Here is an 18,968-nt window from a genome sequence, read left to right as displayed (position 1 = left end):
CAGTTATCAAGGATAACGAAAGGTTAAGCAGATACGAGCTTCAGAGTATCAGAAAAACTTACACAAATCTTTCAGAAACAAAATTATGAAAAAACTCACTTTAAAATCTATGGACTTGTCGAACTTAGAAAAATTGACACGCAAACAACTGAAAAATGTAATGGGCGGAACAGGCTTCGGAACAGCTACCGAAACCGAAACCACGAACTATTACTGCGTTTGCCCAGATGGCAGAACGGCAGGCATCAGTAATACTGGTGGTTGCGATTCAGCCTGTCAACAGCAACTTTGCCGAAATTTCTGTGCTGGTTAATTTAGTAACTTATCAGGGCAGGCCTCCTGCCCTGATACTCATCCACTAATAGACTATGAAAACAATTAAATTTATTGTGATCTTCCTCTCGATCGCTTATCAGGTAATGGCACAAGAGCCGGAATCGCCTTTATACACTATTCAGGTTGACTACAAGATGACCTATGTCCCTGATAGCAACGATCGCAAGCAGAAACAAGAGTTTATGGAGCTCTTGGTCAACAGCGGCGGTTCTCTTTTTAGGTCAAAGAAAAAAGGCGTAATGGACTCGGCTAATTATGCGGCATCCCTACCCGGCAATCCCAAGGTTTCTGATGCATTGTTCAGTGAAAATATGACCAAGATCAATTACCAGGTAAGAAAAAAAGGCGCAAAAACCGTAACCTATGACGAATATCGCCTCAATCCCGATCGATTCAACTATTATTCCGAAAGCGGGAAACTGATGGATTGGCAGATCACTCAGGATACGCTTAGTATCTCTGGATTAAAATGCCAGAAAGCGACCACCAACTTTGGCGGACGCAAGTGGGAGGCCTGGTTTACTTCCGAACTGAACATTAACGATGGTCCTTATAAGTTTTCGGGGCTGCCTGGACTTATCGTGAAGTTGAGCGACCAAGGGAACAATTGGAACTTTGAGCTTATCAGCACCAAAAACATTAATAGAATTGTCGTGATGAACTATGAAAAACGCTGGCCATTGCACGAGACCACAAAAGAGAAATTTCTAAAAGAAAAGCGTGATTACCTGGACAACAAAATGCAAATCGAGGAAGCCTCGGGCTTATTAACCTTCCCAGATGCCAAAGCACGTGAACTCTCCCAAAAATATTACAAGGATCAGGCAATTAAGGATAATAATTGGATAGAACTGTATCGCGCCAAGGGAAAATGATCATAGATAAAAGAATCATGCTGTTGTTCATGTCGGTGGCATTATCCATTCCCGTTCTGGGGCAGGTGAAAATCTTGGGCAGAACGATAGACACACTTGGAAAGCCGATTCCCAACGTGAGCGTTTCATACACCGCACGCTCTGGAGCGACTATACTTGGATTCACCGTAACCGATGAGCAGGGTCAGTTTGGGCTGACTAAAAGGGAAGGTCTGGACTCTATCGTTCTAGTAGTATCTCATCTGGGATATCGATCCGAGCGCATGACGATTTCCACAACTTCTGGATTCAAGACCATCGTACTCACCGCCAGTCCACTTGAGCTCAGGGAGATTCAGGTGCAGCGGATTCCTATCGTTCGGACCGGCGACACGATCAGTTATGATATATCATCCTTTAAAACCGCCCAGGACCGTGCGATCGGTGACGTCATTAAAAACCTCCCGGGAATAGAGATGAATGGTAAAGCTATATTATATCAGGGGAAACCCATTCAGAAATTTTATGTTAATGGTCTCGATCTCATGGAGGGAAAATATGCAATGGTAAATGAGAACCTGCCCGCAGATGCGGTCGCAAAGGTACAGATACTGGAAAACCATCAGCCCATCAAGATTCTTGATTCCCTGGTTCATTCTGATAGGGCATCACTCAATATCAGACTCAAGCGGTTTACCAGCACCGGAATGGCCAGGATCGGTACTGGTTTGGCTCCATTTTTATGGGACATTGCGCTCACGCCAATGACATTCAACAAAAGTTTCCAATCGCTAAACTCGTTACAATCCAATAATTTCGGCAACGACATCACCAAACAGGCCAGGACGATCACAGCAGCCCAATATGCCATTCTTGACCTATCCGACATCATACAAAGCGAGCCGACAACGTATGTTTACCTCAATGAGGTATCTTCTCCGGCATTGGAAGAAAACAAATGGCTGGACAACCACTCCAATCTGGTCAGTACCAATATGCTGCAAAAATTGGGGAACGGGCTTGAGCTCAAAGGAAATTTCTCTTACTCTGATAATTCCATAAACCGAACCGGACAAAAATATACTTCAATCCTGGCACCCAGTGGCTTGATCAAGATCGATGAGGATCAAAGTAGCGACTACCGTACACGGGATTTCCAAGGAGGAGTGATCGTTCAAAAAAACGAAGAAAGTATCTTTCTCAAAAACAATTTAAGGCTTAACTTTAGAAACCAGCATGATATCGGAAACCTGCTCAGAAACAACAGCAGTCGAGTACAGCAATCGCGCACCCTCGATCAATTCGGCATTTTTAATAAATTTTCCATTGGAAGAAAGATTGGCAAGAACCTTTATACGCTAAATTCCTATATAGGAATTGAGTCAACGCCTCAAAGGCTTTCCATAGCCCCGGGGCAGTTCGTTTCATTGTTCAATGCAGGAAGGGATTTTGATCGCCTTACACAGGACCTGCATTTTCGAAAGGTCTATACCGATAACAATATTGGATTTGGGATTAAGATAGGTGAATTCAGCCTGATGCCAAGCTTGGGAGTCGAGTATGAGCGCAATGATATAGAAAGCAATCTTTCCATTGATGCGCTAGGTCAGCAGACAAAGATATCCGGTAACTATGAAAATAACCTTATCCATCAAAAGGGAAGGATGTACATCAACCTTAACACACAGTTGTCTTACCGGAAGTTCAGGTTCTCACTATATACCCCAGTCAATGCCAACATTTTTTTAATTGACGGAACCGTCAATCGCGCTGAACCCCAATTGAAACTTACCTTTGAGCCGCAGTTGACAACTAGGTTCAAGATCAGTTCAAACAGCGAATTTATCGGCTCCATTGGCCTAGCAAATCGGTTCGGACCCTTGAGCAATTTGTACACCGGCTATGTCCTGAGCTCATACCGAGAGCTAGGAAGGCAGACAAGTATTTTGGCTGCCTCGAAATGGATCAATTCAGGACTATCGTTCAGCACTCGAAACACGATAAAAGCGAGTTTCTTCAACATCGGCTATAACTTTTCTAGGGCAAGTCGGCCGTTTCTGGAACGAAATAACATACAGCCGGACGGACTTTCCGCGGTGGAAATCATAGCCCTTAGCAATAGTCAATATTCACACCAGTTCAATTCTGGACTCGGAAAATTGATATCCACGCTGAAAACCGTTGTGAAAACCACTTTCAGATTTGCCTATAGCTCATCTGAGGCCCTAGTCAACGATTCCTATGGGAAAACGACTTCACTCTTACTTGGCGGAGGCCTTGAAATCAACAATTCAAGTTTCGATTGGATGGGACTTTCCTATAAGGGCTCTATTGGTTATGCTGAGAGCGGGTTTGCTACAAGTTCATTTCAACATTCTTTGTACCATCGACATCAATTGGACTTAAACGCCACGCTCTCAAAGGCACATAGCTTGACATTCAGCCCATCTTATTACTATACGGATGTATTAGTTACCAACCAGCTTTTTGCGGACTTTGTTTATCGAATCGCTCTGGAGAAACCAAAATTGGATTTGGAACTAGCTATGGTAAATCTGCTCGATAATCAGGGCTTCATTCAACAATTTAACTGGAACTACACTGTGGTGGAAAGTTATTTTGCCATCCGTCCTAGGCAGTTTATGGTTGCAGCAAAGTTTAAATTCTAACGCACGCTATATGATTTACTTATCCGCACAGCCCGATCACTACTACTTCATTTGGCAATTGGAGATCCAACTTCGTAACTTTCACGGAATCGGCATCGGTAGGGATAACATTCATGTATTGATTTCCTATGATCCCATCACCGGCCTTAAAAGCATATTCCATGATTTTATATCTCAGAACAAGGATCTGGCCAAGTTTTTTACTTACCCAGATACCAGAAAGAAAAGAAAATATCCGTCATCCATTCGTCCGCACATTATAGCAAAGCATTATCTTTCATTTCCCGATCTTTTGCTACAGCCCATATTCTACCATGACTCCGACATCCTCTTAAGTAGGGTTCCCGATATAAAGCGGAGTGACTTGACCCTGTGCTTGGTTTCCGACACGCGGAATTACCTGGACAGTGAATATATTCTCAGGGTATCCTCTATGGAGCTTTTGAAAGGGATGGCTAAGATCGTGGGTATTTCCGTCCCCCAGGTGGTTTCGGGAGATGCCGCGGCTGGCGGGGCACAATATTTCATAAACGGCGTTGATGCTTCCTTTTGGGAGAAGGTTGAACGTGACTGCGAAGATCTATATGTCCTGATGTGCCAATGGAACACTGACGACTGGAATGCCGCTTACCCAGATAAGCGATTTAAAAGAAGCACCCACCGTGGAATACAGGCCTGGTGCTCGGACATGTGGGCCGTGCTTTGGAATTTATGGCTCATCGGACTTGAGGTCAAGGTCGATCCGGAAATGGAATTTTCATGGCCGAACAACCCAATAGCGGACTGGAAAAAAATGGCAATCCTTCACTATTCTGGCGGACAGGTCGATAGGGCAAATTTTTTTAAGAAGACTGATTATATCACTTATTCCCCATGGTATGATACGAACTTAAATAGCATTCCAAAGAGCAATTGCAGCCGTGTCATCGTAGAATCGATTCTGGCAAGAAAAGAGGAACTTAACTTAAAGCGAATGAAATTGGATAACACCTGCTTTTTGATCGTCGTCAACGAAAGGGAATGGGATTTTGCGAGGATAAATGGCGACTATCTCCGAAAGATGGTCACCTCTCCAATATTCTATCAGATCGGTCAACCAAATATGCTACCACCAAAAATGGAAACGGGGGGCTCGGGGGAAGGCCTTGAAAGCTGGACCGATTTCCTGAGGCCTAAGTATGGTCAAGTTAAACGGGCCATAGTCATCAATAGTAACGTTCTTATTACAATGGACGTGCTGTCGCTTGTTTTGAACGATTTCCACACCAAAGACGGTAATCCGATGTCTTTTACATTCCAAAATAATCTAAAACTTGACTGGTTGTTTGTAGAAGCATTTTCAAAGGTTTTGGATGAGAAAGTATTGCTTCAGAACCAGGGAAAGTTCCAGCTGGAGAAAAGTGGCATCAACGACCAGATCTTGATGTTGACTAGGGAACATCTGCTCCAAGTGTCAAATGACCCCAATTTACTAGAGTTGATGAAAGTTAGGCAGTTCATTAAAGTGCAGGTCGATAAGCATAGTCTCTTCACCTTTCCAAGTTTTTAGCGAATCATGAATAAGATAGAACCAATCATTTCTCGGGATTGCGGTCTGGGTGGGCTAGCCGGTGAGCTGCTTATAGGAGCGATTAGTAACATTTGCGGACTGGAACCGCGGACCGACATCCCTGGAACAATCAGGAACCTCTTCGATGAGGTTGTGTGCATCGATGATTATTCCTTTGAAAAAGGTCTCACGGGAATCGGCTGGGTACTTGAATTTTTGTGCCAGAAGAACCTTATCGATGAAGACAGCGATACTTTATTGTACGATTTTGATGATAACATCTATAAGTGGGCCATCACCCAAACGGCAAGGACAGCTATTGACCTTCCAATGGTGATGGGCATGGTTGATTATTTCTATTTAAGGGGAACATCAAAAAACATCGGGCATGATTTTCTTAGGGAATTTACACACTACGAATGCATGAAAATGCTATTGTCAAGGCTTAACGACGAGACGATCGATCTCTTAAGGCTATATCGAAGCAAGTCGCCCGATACCCTACAGATCAGACAATTGTGCTTAATCTCTTTAAAACTTACTGGCCTCTCGGTTCGCGGTATTGACGAAAAGATCTATGAGCAAGCGCTTTACTCGGGCATGGAATTCCTGGTAGAGTATTTTAGAAACAAGGCAAATCATCTGATAAACCAGCAGGATGGAATCTGTAACCTCATGTTGTGTAAACTTGCTGCGCAACAGTATAATAATACCTATTGGATTGAACAGCTCCAAAAGATTTTAAAAATAGTGCATCCATTGTTCTTGGGCAGAAACCATCAAGCCAGGAATTGTGATTTATACCATTTATTGGGCCTCTTGTTGAAAAAATCCGTCATTGACAAAAACGACTTTGAAGTCTTTTTTACAAATACCGGAAATGCACAGATGTTGGTCTTGATCCTCACAAGCTATGTCCCAATCGAAATTCAGGCAATACACAATCTGGCGACCTCAACAAACAACTGATGCAGAAACACCCTTTTATCAAACAACCGGACCAGATGGACTGCGGACCCACTTGCCTCAGGATGATAGCCAAATTCTACGGAAGGAATTACAGCCTCCAACGTCTTCGGGAGATTAGTGGCATAAACATGAGCGGGGTCTCCCTTCTTGGCATAAGTGAAGCTGCTGAGAAGATAGGCTTTAGGACCACTGGTGCCCGCATCACTTTAGAGAAACTCTTAAGCATAGAAGTTCCCGCTATTCTCCACTGGAGGAAAAACCATTTTGTCGTACTCTACAAGACACCGGACGGTATTGCAGAAAGAGGTAAAAACTATCTGGTCGCCGATCCAGCGAAGGGACTGATCAAATATTCAGAACAGGAATTCTGTCGCAATTGGTTGAGTGCACAGCATATGGGTGAGACCAAGGGAATTGTATTGTTAATATCACCGTCCCCTGAGTTTTACGAACATGGCGGAGATCCAGAGAAAGGGCTTGACCTGAGCTATATGTTCAGCTACATCTTCAAGTATCGGTCCCTGGTTGTACAGCTACTGATAGCACTGGCCATAGGAAGCCTTCTACAATTTGTACTGCCATTCCTTACACAGTCTTTGGTTGATGTGGGTATCAACGGCAAAAATCTTAATTTTGTGCACCTGATCATCATCGGCCAAACCATGCTCTTTCTTGGAAGGATGACGGTTGATTTTATTCGGTCCTGGATACTGTTACATATCAGTACCCGCATTAATATCTCTATTTTGACAGATTTCCTGATCAAGTTGATGAAACTCCCCATGACTTTCTTTGATACCAAAATGATGGGAGATATCATGCAAAGAATGAGTGACCAAGGCAGGATTCAGTCCTTTCTTGCCGGTCCGTCCCTGAGCACCCTATTCTCACTGTTCAATCTATTAGTCTTCGCATTCGTACTGGTACATTATAACCTTACCATTTTCCTAATTTTTCTTACCAGCAGTGTCATCTACAGTCTCTGGGTTATTTTCTTTCTGAAAAAAAGGCGTGAACTTGATTTCAAAAGATTTGATATCTCCGCTGAAAATCAGAATGCCATGGTCGAGCTGATCAGCGCCATTCAGGAAATCAAGCTCAATAATAGTGAGAGACAAAAAAGATGGGAGTGGGAACGCATTCAAGCCAGCCTGTTCAAGTTTAGCATAAAAAGCCTGGCATTAGGGCAATACCAGCAGCTCGGCACTTTCTTCATCAATGAGGGAAAGAATATCCTGATTACCTTTATCGTCGCCAAATCAGTCATAGATGGCGACCTAACCCTGGGCGGAATGATGGCCATTCAGTACATTGTTGGGCAGATGAACAGCCCGGTAGAGCAGCTACTCGGGTTTGTGCAACAGTTTCAGGACGCCAAGATCAGTTTGGAACGCCTGAACGAGATCCATCAGTTGGAAGACGAGGAGCCCATATCGAGACAGTTTGTCTATAACCTGCCAATAAGGAAAAACATTTCGATTAACAATATCACCTTTACCTATCCCGGAGCAGGAAACGCTCCAGTCCTGGATGAATTCTCCCTAGAAATACCCGAAGGCAAGATTACGGCCATAGTGGGAATGAGCGGAAGCGGAAAGACAACGATCCTTAAGCTACTCTTGCGCTTTTTCAAGCCAAAGAAAGGAGATGTCAGAGTGGGTAACACACAGCTTGAACAAATAGGTTTTGGGTTTTGGCGAAGCAAATGCGGGATTGTCATGCAGGACGGCTATATTTTTTCGGATACTATCGCAAATAATATCGCAGTGGGTGAAGAAACGCCGAACCTTCCCAAGCTGATAAATGCCATCCAGATATCTAATATCGTCGATTTTATTGATGAACTTCCCCTTGGCCTTAATACTAGGATAGGTGCTGGCGGTAATGGGATCAGTCAGGGACAAAGGCAACGTATATTGATTGCCCGGGCAGTATATAAGGATCCGGAATATATATTTTTAGACGAGGCGACCAATGCACTGGACTCAAATAACGAAAAGGCCATCATGGAAAACCTCGACGTGTTTCTTAAGGGAAAAACTGTCGTTGTGGTGGCCCATCGTCTGAGTACGGTGAAAAATGCAGACAACATCGTCGTCCTCGATAAGGGACGTATTGTTGAACAAGGGAGTCATCAAGAACTAACTAAAATAAGAGGCGCATATTATAACTTGGTAAAAAACCAACTTGAACTCGGTAATTAAAGCATGGATATGGAAGAAAATGAAAATCAAGAGGTTTTGGAAGACCTCAATAAATACGAGGTTAATAGTGAGGAGATGCATGATATCCTCACGGCCGTACCGTCTTGGATCATTAAGTGGGGGATCACCACGATGTTCTTTTTGCTATTGGGCGCGATCGGGATCTGTGCGCTGATCAAATATCCTGATATATCCAGGGCCGGACTAAAGATCAATTCAGTAAACTCCCCAAAATCCGTGTTTGTTAGGAATACCGGCAAAATACTTAAGATATTGGTTCGCAATGGCATGCAGGTGAAGAAAGGGCAGTCCCTATGTTTTATGGAGAGCGTCGGAAACCATACGGACATACTTGCGCTTCGCGAGGATCTGATGAGAATGAAGAACGAAGCTATCAGGTCCTCCACTACCGTTCAATTTATCTCAAGGAATTTAAACTTAGGTGAGCTGCAGCATGCCTTCGAAAATTTTAATACGAGTTACATCGCCTATATTTCCACGGGAAGCGAAGGACATCTCATTAAGAGTGAACGATATATTTTGAACGATCTTAAAAAGGTAGAACAGACCCGAGCTTTTATATTGAAGCAACAACATTATCAAAAAAGACAATTAGACAACTCAAAATCCGAATTTAGTGCATATGAGCAGCTTTTTCAACGTGGCGTGATTTCAAGAAACGAATTTAGGCAACGTGAAAACGAGTTTCTCTCCTCCATTCTTCCCGTGGAACAGAATGAGGTTGCGCTATTGAATAACCATACCCAGCATCAAGCAAAGGAAAAAGAGTTGTTGGACCTCAAAGAGCTTGCTCAAGAAAGAAAACTCCAGTTCCTACAATCACTTAACAACCTCATCAGCGAAGCCGACATCTGGATCTCAAACTATGTCATAAGTTCCCCGATCGATGGCGTGGTAAATTTTATAACAAGTGTCCAGGAGGATCAGACAGTCTCCCAGAATCAGGAGCTTTTTGTCTTGAGTCCCAATAACACAAGATATTTCGGTGAGATTCAAATACCACAGTACAATATGGGCAAAATTCAAAAAGGTCAAAGGGTATTGATCAAAATAGATAGCTATCCTTGGGAGGAGTTTGGATTGATCAGGGGACGTATCGAATTGATATCAGACGTGGCATTTAGAGACAGTGTTTTTGTTGCCCGCGTAAGGTTTGAGCAGATTGGCAATAAGGAAAAAAGTGATACGATCGTATTGAAAAACGGCATGCATGCGCAAGCAGAGATTATTACGCAGGATGCTACCCTGTTGCAACGGCTAACCAGATCCGTATCATCCATCTTTTATCAAAAATAACAAACAAAAATTCAGAAAATGCAAAATGAATTAATAATACTAATTGCCTGGCACAAGGAGAAAGACCAAAGAAAGATAGAATGCTTTGAAGAAAATCGAAAGAGTTTTGAGAAATTCAATCCAGGTGTACCAGTCATTTCGGTCATAAGCCCGTTTAAGAAGAAAGATACCGCCTGGCTAAATTCAGACCTCACCTTGTTTTTGTGGTTTAAAAAGAATGACCGAAAAATGTCCGCTAGAAGATATCTGCTTGTGGAATGGGATTGCTGGTGCGATCTGTCCATTGAAAAGTATTTCTCCCAAACATGGAACATGGATGTCGTGGCCCCATGCGTCAAATACCCTGAGAGAGATTCCTGGGGCTGGTTCAGAGACATAGCAAGCATGCCAAGGGAAGCTAGGCTGTTTGCAACAGGGATTGTTCCTTTCTCCGGGATCCTGCTATCGTACAGGGCGATGGAGGCGATATCTGAAAAAATACTCCAGCCCGAATACGAAGGTCTGAATAGTGAACTTAGGTTTGCAACAATCGCCACGATGTTGGGCTTCGATCCAGTTCCCAACCCCGTATCGAGCAGGGCAATTACCTGGAGGACTTCTGTCCCCTTCGATAAACGATATCCCGGTCTTCATCATCCTAGAAAGGTTATTCCCTCCAAATCGCTGGATCGGATCACTCATCTGATGGGAAGGAACAAAAATGAGATACCAAAGATCCTTCATCAAACCTGGAAAGACGATTCGCCACCGATTCCATACACCAAGATCATGAGCACTTGGGCCGATAAACATCCTGAGTGGGAGCGGGTGCTTTGGACCGATGAAATGAACAGAGCTTTTATCGAAGTGTATTACCCAGAGTTTATATTGCAATATGACAGTTATGAATATCCAATTCAAAGGGTTGATGCCGTTCGGTATTTTATCTTGCACGCCATTGGCGGAGTATTCATCGATCTCGACTTTGAGTGCTTCAAAAACATCGAACCGCTTCTAGATGGCCACACTTGTGCATTCGCTCTCGAGCCGGAAGCTCACTGTAAACAGTTTGGCTTTGATAAGATCATCTGCAATGCCTTTATGGCGGCAAGGCCCAATCACCCTTTCTTTGCTGAGATTTGTGATAAACTACCCTCGCACACCTCTAAAAACACTTCGCACACCAATAACATCCTGTATTCCACTGGACCATTTGCCCTGACCAAGATATATGATTCCTGGTACGAGAAAGATGACATCAAAATACTAGAAGCACACACTGTTTACCCACTTTCTGTCCAGGAGACTAGGAAGGCGATGAAGAATATGATGGACGGTGATATTCAAGAAAAGATTGATAATGCCTATGCCGTACATTATTTTTTCGGTTCATGGTACCAGATTTAGACTATGAAAGATACTATGATTATACCAAAAAAAATTCATCTGCTCTTTCTGAGCGAATCGGATGAATTTCCTGAGGTGTTCAACATCTGCTTGCAGCAAATGACTAAGCTTCATCCCACCTGGAGCATTAAGATCTACAATGATACAGAGTGTCTGAGGATCCTTGAACTCCACATGCCGCACTTGAAACAGCTCTATCAAGGCTACATGCACTTTGTACAGCGTGCTGATATGATGCGAGTCGTCTTGGTATATCTCTTTGGCGGGTTCTACCTGGATTTGGACATTTATTGTTTGAAGTCCTTTGATGCTCTTCGTCAGTTCGAATGCATTTTGGGCGAAGAAAAAACGATCTCTGAGGAAGAATGCAGAGCGATCGGACTTAAGGAGCATCTGCGAATAGCAAATTACATGTTTGGCTCCATTCCAGGGTATCCGTTCTGGATAGAACTCCTTATGGAGATGGCATTATTGTCCTCGACAGCCATAAAGTCCGAAAACGATATCTTGGAAAGTACGGGTCCAGGGATCCTCACAAATGTATATGCCATGCACAAGTTCCGGTTTCCAAGTTTGGTTCTTATTCGAAACTTCGATAGAAAATGCGTAATTCCCGGCCATGAAATCCTTTCATGTTACTTTGGCAATTATGCCGCACACCTTCATCAAGGGACTTGGAGGTGGCATGGCAACACTGATAAGAGAAACGCCTTTCTGGAAAAGAAAGCAATACCTGGATCTGTACCCATCATGGCGTTTGACTATTTGAAATCATTTCTTCCTGCTATGAATGTTTCAAGCTTTCCATTACGGGTAATACAGGCAGATAGATCTTCTTCCAAAATAACTTACTTTTCACGAGCAATTTCAGCCCTCTCAGGAATGGAACTTTCCTCACCAGTTGTACTAATCACTGATAGCGGAAGAGCAAATTTAGAAAGCAGTATGGAGGATTCGGTATGTATTTTATGTTTGGACGACAAGGTATTTCAGCGTCTCCAAAACACATCCTTTACTGGTATCTCGAACATCGATGGAATTATCCATTTTACCGCATCGGATTCAAGAGAGGGGTTTGTTGGAAAGGTTCAAGATGATATTGCCATATTTCGCTTAAGCGCTGGTTTTAATCGGCCAATCAGGACGTTCACCGAACCTGCCGAGCCAAACGCTTTTAATATTGGCGTGGTCTTAAACGGCCAAGCGACTCCTTCCACCGTGGCAAGTGTACTTGGAGCCATTTATTCATTGGGCATCGCTGAGATTCCCGGTATAAAACTGATGATGACATCAGAAGATATGCAAATTGTGAAAACGATGGAGATCGATCTTCCCTCGCATGTTTCTATTGGGATCTTGGACATCCTTGGGTCGTCCGGGTCTGCTGAACTTGAGGATATCAACTGTATCATATGTATCGGCGAAATGACTGATGTTGAATTTGCCTATGGTGCAGTTTACTGCGGAATCCCTTTTATCGCAGACTTTATACTCGAGAGGTCAAACCCGCGAATAGCGAAATATTGCTTTCTCATCGACATGACAACTAAAATTGATCAGTCTGAAACCGATGCAAGTAGACGCTTTCAAATGGAACTTATCTCCATAATCAGAGCTATTTTTAGCGCTGATGAGGATGTCATGGCTCGATCGAACAAAGGTGCTGAATTTTTGGAGGACTATAACAATCTACCAGCGATGGGGCAAAAGATACTTAAGGTCATTAACAAAATCCAAAGTGGTAAACAAATAGTTTAGGAATGAATATTTTTAATATAATGAATAATGGGATTTAAGAGAAATGGTATCAGAACGGTTAGTAAGGAGTTTTGCCAAGAGGATATAGAAACCTTGAAGCAGGATTGGAAAGAACATCTTCAACAGATTCCTCCTTTACCGAAAGATAAGTTTAGTGGACGGGGGATTGTTTATACGGCCGGCGGCAGACGATATATTACCTGTGCATGGGTATCCATTAGCCTGTTGAGAAGAACCGGGTGCACGCTGCCGATTGAACTTTGGTACATGGGTAACGAGATCTCGACTAGCCTCATCCTCAAGTTCTCCTCCCTGGGGGTAGAGTGCAGAAATTTTCTAGATCATGTGAAGACAGACCTCAGTGGCTATGTGCTCAAACCCCTGGCCATATTGCTCAGCCGTTTTGAGGAAGTGTTGTTCATCGATGCAGACAATAATCCCGTATCGGATCCCACATCGTTATTCAATGATGAGAAGTACAAGGCGACAGGCACTATCTTCTGGCCGGATTTCTGGAAAACCGACCGAAAAAATCCAATTTGGTCAATTATAGAAAGCGATGCCTATCACAGCATAGAGCAGGAGAGCGGGCAGATTATGATCAACAAGTCTACATGCTGGAAAGAATTGAATCTGTGTTATTATTTCAATCAACTTTCCGAATACTACTATCACCTGCTTTTGGGTGACAAGGATACCTTCAAGTTCTCTTGGATTGCAACGGGACGGCCCTATAACATGATCCCCTACGATGTGGGAACTTGCGGCTATGTTGATTGCGATAAGTTTTATGGCACTACGATGGTTCAACATGATTTTCAGGGAAATATAATTTTTCTCCATCGGAATCTTCTAAAATGGGATGTGACACATGACAACGAACGGAGTTGGCAACTAATCCGTAGGTTCGCCGACGAGCCAGGTGAACGGGAAGTGTTCTTTATAGATGGCCCAGACGGTGCGTTAACCCTTGATATTGGTGGACAGGTCATTGAGGAGAGCTTCGTAGGACGCCTAGGGGATCTAGAGGTTGTTTGCCTAGACTTTTTGTTGGATTTGAAAAAAAGTAAGGAATATCACGATTTTATTGAATTTGTCCATTTTGCATCTTTTAGGTACAGAAAGGACAAGATAGTTCCCGATATGAATACTCAATTATAAACCTAAAAAAATTATTGTCATGGCTAAATATCATACAGAACCAAATCTAGATAACATCATCCCACATCATTCCAAAGGAGATTTGGAGATGGTCGAAGAACTCCTTGGATTGGGTATTTTCGAAAAAAGTATGCTAAATTTTGAAGAAATGAAAAGAATGGGCCGAATCACCCATATGGTTTTGGGGCAATTTGCCGTTGGCGCGATCATTCAAAGTGGCGAATTTATGTTTGCCGTTGATCCAAAGGACTTTGGGGTAGGACTTGAGCTAAGGCAGCATGGCCTTTATGGGGAACAAGAGCTTTCCTATCTAAGCCAGCTGATCGATCATGACAGCAATGTTTTGATAGTTGGAGCGCACATAGGAACCTTAGCAATTCCATTGTCCCGGATATGCAGCAAGATCGTCGCGATAGAGGCGAATCCCAGTTCATCGAAATTATTGACTTTAAACCTTCGGATAAATTCAATATACAACTGCGAGGTGCTTCAGGTGGCTGCCACCGATAAAAACGGTAAGTTGGAGTTTCTGGTTAATACCGCTAACTCAGGAGGAAGTAAGCGAAAGCCACAAAAAAAAGACTTCAAATACTATTATGATGATCCTCAGTTGATAGAGGTGCATGGAAAACGCCTAGACGATTTACTTGAGGAGAGGGAATTCGAATTGATAATAATGGATATCGAGGGCTCGGAATTCTACGCTATGGCCGGTATGCCGAATATCCTTAAAAAGTGCAGAAAACTTGTGATTGAATTCGTACCCCACCATATTAAGGATGTTGCAGGTATTAGTATAAGAAAATTTGTGTCAATGTTCGCGGCATTTGATAAGATGATCATTCCAAGTAGGCAATTAGAAGTCAGAAAGAAAGACTTCCTCTTTGTGTTAAAACACATGTATGAGAATAGCATATCGGATGATGGGCTGATTTTCATTAAATAAAATCAACGTTTCAGCTTCTCGTTAATATATTCATCTCTATACCGTTGAAGAAAAAATAATATCCCAGCATGCTCGTTTCGGCTGGGAATTACATTTTTCTGATATTGCCTTTCACTACGAACCAGGGCCTTGGAATTGCAGTAGTATGATAGGTTTTTTTTATCGCCAGATTATTTTTTTTGAGAAGCATTACTTTAGATTCCGTTAGAATAGATATTTTGCTGCTTTTTGATTATTAATTAATGTATTTCCGAATTCCATCGGTGATAAATAACCCAGTGTCAAATGACTTCATTTCGTTCTATACCATATGTCTATATGCTCGAGGATAGCTAGACTCGCCTTTCCCTGGTCTTGAATTTTTTATGGTACACTATTTCTGTTTTCATCGTTTCAAAGAAACTTTTGGACACTGCGTTATCCCAGCAATTTCCCTTTCTGCTCATACTTTGCGTAATTGGCAGTTCTTTTAGTGAGCCCTGAATTCGGCACAGGCAGAGCTCCTCGATCTGAGTGAAAAATCAGATTGTTAGTTAACTGGGATAGAAACCAATATGTTGAACCCTTTTCGCTAACTTTATTGGTTGATTCAATTGTTTGATAATGAGTGTATTGTGGGTTTGTTTTTTTGGTGAGATGGGATCAATCGGCTTCGGTTTTTCCACAATAACACTTGATTTCTTATTTTCAATAAGGGAAAACAAGTCAACTTCGGATTTTATATAGGATGTAGTTTTGTATTAATTTCTTTCGTATTGCAGAGCATAGTCACTTAAGGGCAAAAACACTTGACAACAAAATAAGCTTCATAGTTCCAACTGAAATTCAGTTTGAAATTTATCATTTAACGGTCGTTTTCTGGAAAAGTGTTTGATTAATGCGCCTTCGAATAAAAATATCATACTATTACTTAATTTACTTATTTACAAGAATTTAATGATTATTAATAATGCCCTTGTTTATGTCCTTAATTAAAAGTCTGACAGGTTAATTTTCTAACGCTAAAAAGTGACAATTAATGATACTGCTTTTCCCTTGCAAAAAAGGATGTTTTTTCTTAATTTTAGAATAGAAATCAAGGGGAAAAAGTCTGACAAATACCCCTTAAAAATAGCGAAATGAGAAAAGTAAAACCCCTCTCAGAATATCAAAAAGGCATCTACGGTGAAATATTAAGCGAATTTTTCAATCCGATATTCTCCACACAGGAAAAAGCCGATTTATTAAGTTAAATCGGTTTTTTTTGTGCAAAAAATTCTGCTGAGATTAACCATACAACTTATAGTTGTTCAACTGTAAAGTAAATTGTAAACTTTATTATACATATTTTAAAAATTTTTGTGTTATTTTGAAGCTCAAAAATTAAGCATGAAAAACATCTTCATTATCGCTAGTCTTCTCTCCACTATTATTTATCATGTTGATGCACAGAATATAAATCAGGCTATTGATGGTAACCAGTATGTTAAGCAATTGGCTGATCAGCGGTACCAATTCAATAAAAGCTTAATTAAACGGTTAAGCATTCCGCTCCCGGTAGCCAAATCAATTTTTAACTCCAATTCATTAGTTGCTTTTGACGGACACACTTATGTTTTAAAAAACAATGAAGTGGTAGAAATAAAAGGTTTTTTATTGTCCAAAAAAGCATTAGAGGCTATTACAAACAAGTTGTTAATGTTGGATGCCTACCAGAAAAACTGTGCTGAAAATGTAAATAGGAGCTATAGTGAATCCGGCAGAGATTTACAATATGCTAAAAATAAGGATCGTCAATTCTTTGCCGCACTTAAACAAATATTATCTGTTACAGCGTCTATCTCTGATCAATATCAGAAACCAAATGCCTCTGTTACTATTGAAATGGCCATGAACAAAATCCAAGTCCACGAGCTTAGTGCAGAACAGGATTCACAAAATCTAGCTTTCGCTAAAGTAAAATAAGGTTTTTATCTCTTCGTTTCGTCAAGCTGAAATTCGAAGCGCTTCCATAGAAATAAGCATGCAGTACCAAAGGCTTGATGTCAATCCAATTAAGACAGAGATGTTTTTCTGATTCTAAATTGAGATTAAATCTTTTCCTCTCGACAGCAGCAGATTAAACTTTACGCTTTCTCCAGATTCTGAACGGCTCGAAATTATTACTAAAAAATGCAGCCGTAAAAAGGAGTTTTTAATTTATAAGCATTATTTTTGCCAAAACTGTAGAATTCGATCAACCAAAATTGTTTACAGTCTCTTTGCTTTAAAAACAACTTAATTAGTAATGACAAACGATAAAAAAGAAATATTTGACAGCGTTGCACAACGTTTAAAGATTGAAGGTTTTAATGTGGTAAACCGCGATGAAACACGTCCATGGGGCGGTTTCTTTGTAATTGATGAGGCGCAGGCTCAACAATTTGCTGATACTTATTTTGATGGCTTAGATGTAGAGAGTTTAAAAATTGGTGGCAAGTTAAGTCCGAAAATATTAATTGTTGCTCCAAATACCCGTTTATCCTGGCAATATCACCATCGCAGAGCTGAAATCTGGCAAGTGGTTACCGGTACAGTAGGCATTAAAACCAGCCGGACTGACGAAGAGGGTGAAGTGAAAACATACGCCCCAAAAGATCAAATTAAATTACAACAAGGTGAACGTCACCGTTTAATCGGTTTAGATGACTGGGGTGTTGTAGCAGAGATCTGGCAACATACAGATGCATCAAACCCATCCGATGAAAGCGATATCGTTCGCGTTCAGGATGATTTTGGCAGATAATATTTTTTTAAATCCTGCTCGTTTTAATCGGGCAGGATTATAATAACTCCTCCTTCCAATACCTTGGTTTTCTAACCGCCAAAACTAAACGTAGATAAAATACGTTAATAAAGCATACACACAATACATGATTATCCTCATTTTCTTTCTTTGCCATTGGTTTTTATCCTTATTTAGCCAAACCTTTTTCCTTCACCGTTATTCATCGCATAAAATGTTTAAGATGGAGCCTTTCTGGGAAAAATTCTTTTATTTAATTTTACTTATTTCTCAAGGTTCGTCATTCTTAAATCCGAGAGCTTACGCTATTTTACACCGTATGCACCATGCCTATAGCGATACGGAAAAAGACCCGCATTCACCGCATTTTTTTAAGGATGTTTTCGGGATGATGATTGCTACAAAAAATATGTACATGAATTATTTGCAATTTAAAATACAGCCTGAACCGGCTTTTCAGGGCAATTATCCTGAATGGCCTATAGTTGACAAGATTGGAAATTCTTGGTTATGGAGAATTGCCTGTGGTTTATTTTATATCGGTTTTTATATTATGTTTGCAAACCACTGGTGGTTGTTTATTTTACTGCCAATCCATTTTTTAATGGGTCCGTTACATGGCGCCATTGTTAACTGGTGCGGACATAAATATGGTTATTCCAACCACGATAACGATGACCATAGCAAAAACTCTTTACCATGGGATTTCTTATTAATGGGCGAGTTGTTTCAGAATAATCACCATAAAAAACCCAATAGTCCAAACTTTGCTACTAAATGGTGGGAGTTTGATCCGACCTATCCGGTAATGAAGGTTTTGCACTGGATGCGAATTATTAAAATAAGAAAAGTATAGTCAATTTCTGTTGGCAGAATCCATTTTTCCCCTGATAAAATCAATATGCGCTGGTCAGCCAGTGCATATTGATTCTATCCTCTAGTGTCTCTTACTTAAGCTCTCTCGGTTGTTTCAATGCTCTAAGAAATATATTCTTTTGAGGATATATGCACTGGGTAATCATATCGCTATCTCTGCAAATGAAATTGATGAAGGA

At 41.4% G+C, this 18,968-nt stretch carries 14 protein-coding genes; all 14 read left to right on the top strand.

Annotation, left to right across the window (positions count from 1 at the left end):
- Positions 1-85 precede the first annotated feature (85 nt).
- The 14 genes from AC3ITD_RS14090 to AC3ITD_RS14025 all read left to right on the top strand — a co-directional run bounded on the left by AC3ITD_RS14090 (position 86) and on the right by AC3ITD_RS14025 (position 18,769).
- Positions 86-313 carry a hypothetical protein gene (locus AC3ITD_RS14090; protein ID WP_489360650.1) on the top strand — a complete coding sequence of 76 codons (228 nt, stop codon included), beginning with the start codon at positions 86-88 and terminating at the stop codon, positions 311-313.
- Positions 314-368: 55 nt separating this feature from the next.
- Positions 369-1,211 carry a GLPGLI family protein gene (locus tag AC3ITD_RS14085; protein ID WP_489360648.1) on the top strand — a complete coding sequence of 281 codons (843 nt, stop codon included), beginning with the start codon at positions 369-371 and terminating at the stop codon, positions 1,209-1,211.
- Positions 1,178-3,859, top strand: a complete 2,682-nt coding sequence (locus AC3ITD_RS14080) for a peptidase associated/transthyretin-like domain-containing protein (protein WP_489360646.1) — start codon at positions 1,178-1,180, stop codon at positions 3,857-3,859. The genes AC3ITD_RS14085 and AC3ITD_RS14080 overlap by 34 nt, the downstream gene beginning before the upstream one ends.
- A 10-nt stretch (positions 3,860-3,869) precedes the next feature.
- Positions 3,870-5,408 carry an alpha/beta hydrolase family protein gene (locus AC3ITD_RS14075; protein WP_489360644.1) on the top strand — a complete coding sequence of 513 codons (1,539 nt, stop codon included), beginning with the start codon at positions 3,870-3,872 and terminating at the stop codon, positions 5,406-5,408.
- A gap of 6 nt (positions 5,409-5,414) precedes the next feature.
- Entirely contained in the window at positions 5,415-6,377 is a 963-nt protein-coding gene (locus AC3ITD_RS14070) for a hypothetical protein (RefSeq protein WP_489360642.1), read from the top strand.
- Entirely contained in the window at positions 6,377-8,581 is a 2,205-nt protein-coding gene (locus AC3ITD_RS14065) for a peptidase domain-containing ABC transporter (protein WP_489360640.1), read from the top strand. The genes AC3ITD_RS14070 and AC3ITD_RS14065 overlap by 1 nt, the downstream gene beginning before the upstream one ends.
- A 9-nt stretch (positions 8,582-8,590) precedes the next feature.
- Positions 8,591-9,898 carry a beta-barrel domain-containing protein gene (locus AC3ITD_RS14060; RefSeq protein ID WP_489360638.1) on the top strand — a complete coding sequence of 436 codons (1,308 nt, stop codon included), beginning with the start codon at positions 8,591-8,593 and terminating at the stop codon, positions 9,896-9,898.
- Between the two features lie 18 nt (positions 9,899-9,916).
- Complete coding sequence (locus tag AC3ITD_RS14055) at positions 9,917-11,284, top strand: glycosyltransferase family 32 protein (RefSeq protein ID WP_489360636.1); 1,368 nt, start codon at positions 9,917-9,919, stop codon at positions 11,282-11,284.
- A gap of 3 nt (positions 11,285-11,287) precedes the next feature.
- On the top strand, positions 11,288-13,042 hold the full coding sequence (locus tag AC3ITD_RS14050) for a glycosyltransferase family 32 protein (RefSeq protein WP_489360634.1): 1,755 nt from the start codon (positions 11,288-11,290) through the stop codon (positions 13,040-13,042).
- Positions 13,043-13,069: 27 nt separating this feature from the next.
- A complete protein-coding gene (locus AC3ITD_RS14045; RefSeq protein ID WP_489360632.1) occupies positions 13,070-14,203 on the top strand; it encodes an alpha-mannosyltransferase in 1,134 nt (377 codons plus the stop codon).
- Positions 14,204-14,222: 19 nt separating this feature from the next.
- A complete protein-coding gene (locus tag AC3ITD_RS14040; RefSeq protein ID WP_489360630.1) occupies positions 14,223-15,149 on the top strand; it encodes an FkbM family methyltransferase in 927 nt (308 codons plus the stop codon).
- Between the two features lie 1,368 nt (positions 15,150-16,517).
- Positions 16,518-17,093 carry a hypothetical protein gene (locus AC3ITD_RS14035; RefSeq protein WP_489360628.1) on the top strand — a complete coding sequence of 192 codons (576 nt, stop codon included), beginning with the start codon at positions 16,518-16,520 and terminating at the stop codon, positions 17,091-17,093.
- Positions 17,094-17,415: 322 nt separating this feature from the next.
- Positions 17,416-17,913: a cupin domain-containing protein gene (locus AC3ITD_RS14030; RefSeq protein ID WP_489360626.1), complete on the top strand. Its 498-nt coding sequence runs from the start codon at positions 17,416-17,418 to the stop codon at positions 17,911-17,913.
- A gap of 127 nt (positions 17,914-18,040) precedes the next feature.
- Positions 18,041-18,769 carry an acyl-CoA desaturase gene (locus tag AC3ITD_RS14025; protein ID WP_056848680.1) on the top strand — a complete coding sequence of 243 codons (729 nt, stop codon included), beginning with the start codon at positions 18,041-18,043 and terminating at the stop codon, positions 18,767-18,769.
- The last annotated feature ends 199 nt before the right edge of the window (positions 18,770-18,968 follow it).

The sequence above is a fragment of the Pedobacter sp. KH_004 genome, from assembly GCF_057840755.1.
The sequence above is the reverse complement of the archived record's forward strand: the minus strand, read 5'-3'. Positions and strand labels throughout refer to the sequence as shown.

Excerpts from the sequence above, each read along its gene's own strand:
- AC3ITD_RS14090 (WP_489360650.1), top strand. The coding sequence starts at position 86 with ATGAAAAAACTCACTTTAAAATCTATGGACTTGTCGAACTTAGAAAAA.
- AC3ITD_RS14085 (WP_489360648.1), top strand. The coding sequence starts at position 369 with ATGAAAACAATTAAATTTATTGTGATCTTCCTCTCGATCGCTTATCAG.
- AC3ITD_RS14075 (WP_489360644.1), top strand. The coding sequence starts at position 3,870 with ATGATTTACTTATCCGCACAGCCCGATCACTACTACTTCATTTGGCAA.
- AC3ITD_RS14070 (WP_489360642.1), top strand. The coding sequence starts at position 5,415 with ATGAATAAGATAGAACCAATCATTTCTCGGGATTGCGGTCTGGGTGGG.
- AC3ITD_RS14065 (WP_489360640.1), top strand. The coding sequence starts at position 6,377 with ATGCAGAAACACCCTTTTATCAAACAACCGGACCAGATGGACTGCGGA.
- AC3ITD_RS14060 (WP_489360638.1), top strand. The coding sequence starts at position 8,591 with ATGGAAGAAAATGAAAATCAAGAGGTTTTGGAAGACCTCAATAAATAC.
- AC3ITD_RS14055 (WP_489360636.1), top strand. The coding sequence starts at position 9,917 with ATGCAAAATGAATTAATAATACTAATTGCCTGGCACAAGGAGAAAGAC.
- AC3ITD_RS14050 (WP_489360634.1), top strand. The coding sequence starts at position 11,288 with ATGAAAGATACTATGATTATACCAAAAAAAATTCATCTGCTCTTTCTG.
- AC3ITD_RS14045 (WP_489360632.1), top strand. The coding sequence starts at position 13,070 with ATGGGATTTAAGAGAAATGGTATCAGAACGGTTAGTAAGGAGTTTTGC.
- AC3ITD_RS14040 (WP_489360630.1), top strand. The coding sequence starts at position 14,223 with ATGGCTAAATATCATACAGAACCAAATCTAGATAACATCATCCCACAT.
- AC3ITD_RS14035 (WP_489360628.1), top strand. The coding sequence starts at position 16,518 with ATGAAAAACATCTTCATTATCGCTAGTCTTCTCTCCACTATTATTTAT.
- AC3ITD_RS14030 (WP_489360626.1), top strand. The coding sequence starts at position 17,416 with ATGACAAACGATAAAAAAGAAATATTTGACAGCGTTGCACAACGTTTA.
- AC3ITD_RS14025 (WP_056848680.1), top strand. The coding sequence starts at position 18,041 with ATGATTATCCTCATTTTCTTTCTTTGCCATTGGTTTTTATCCTTATTT.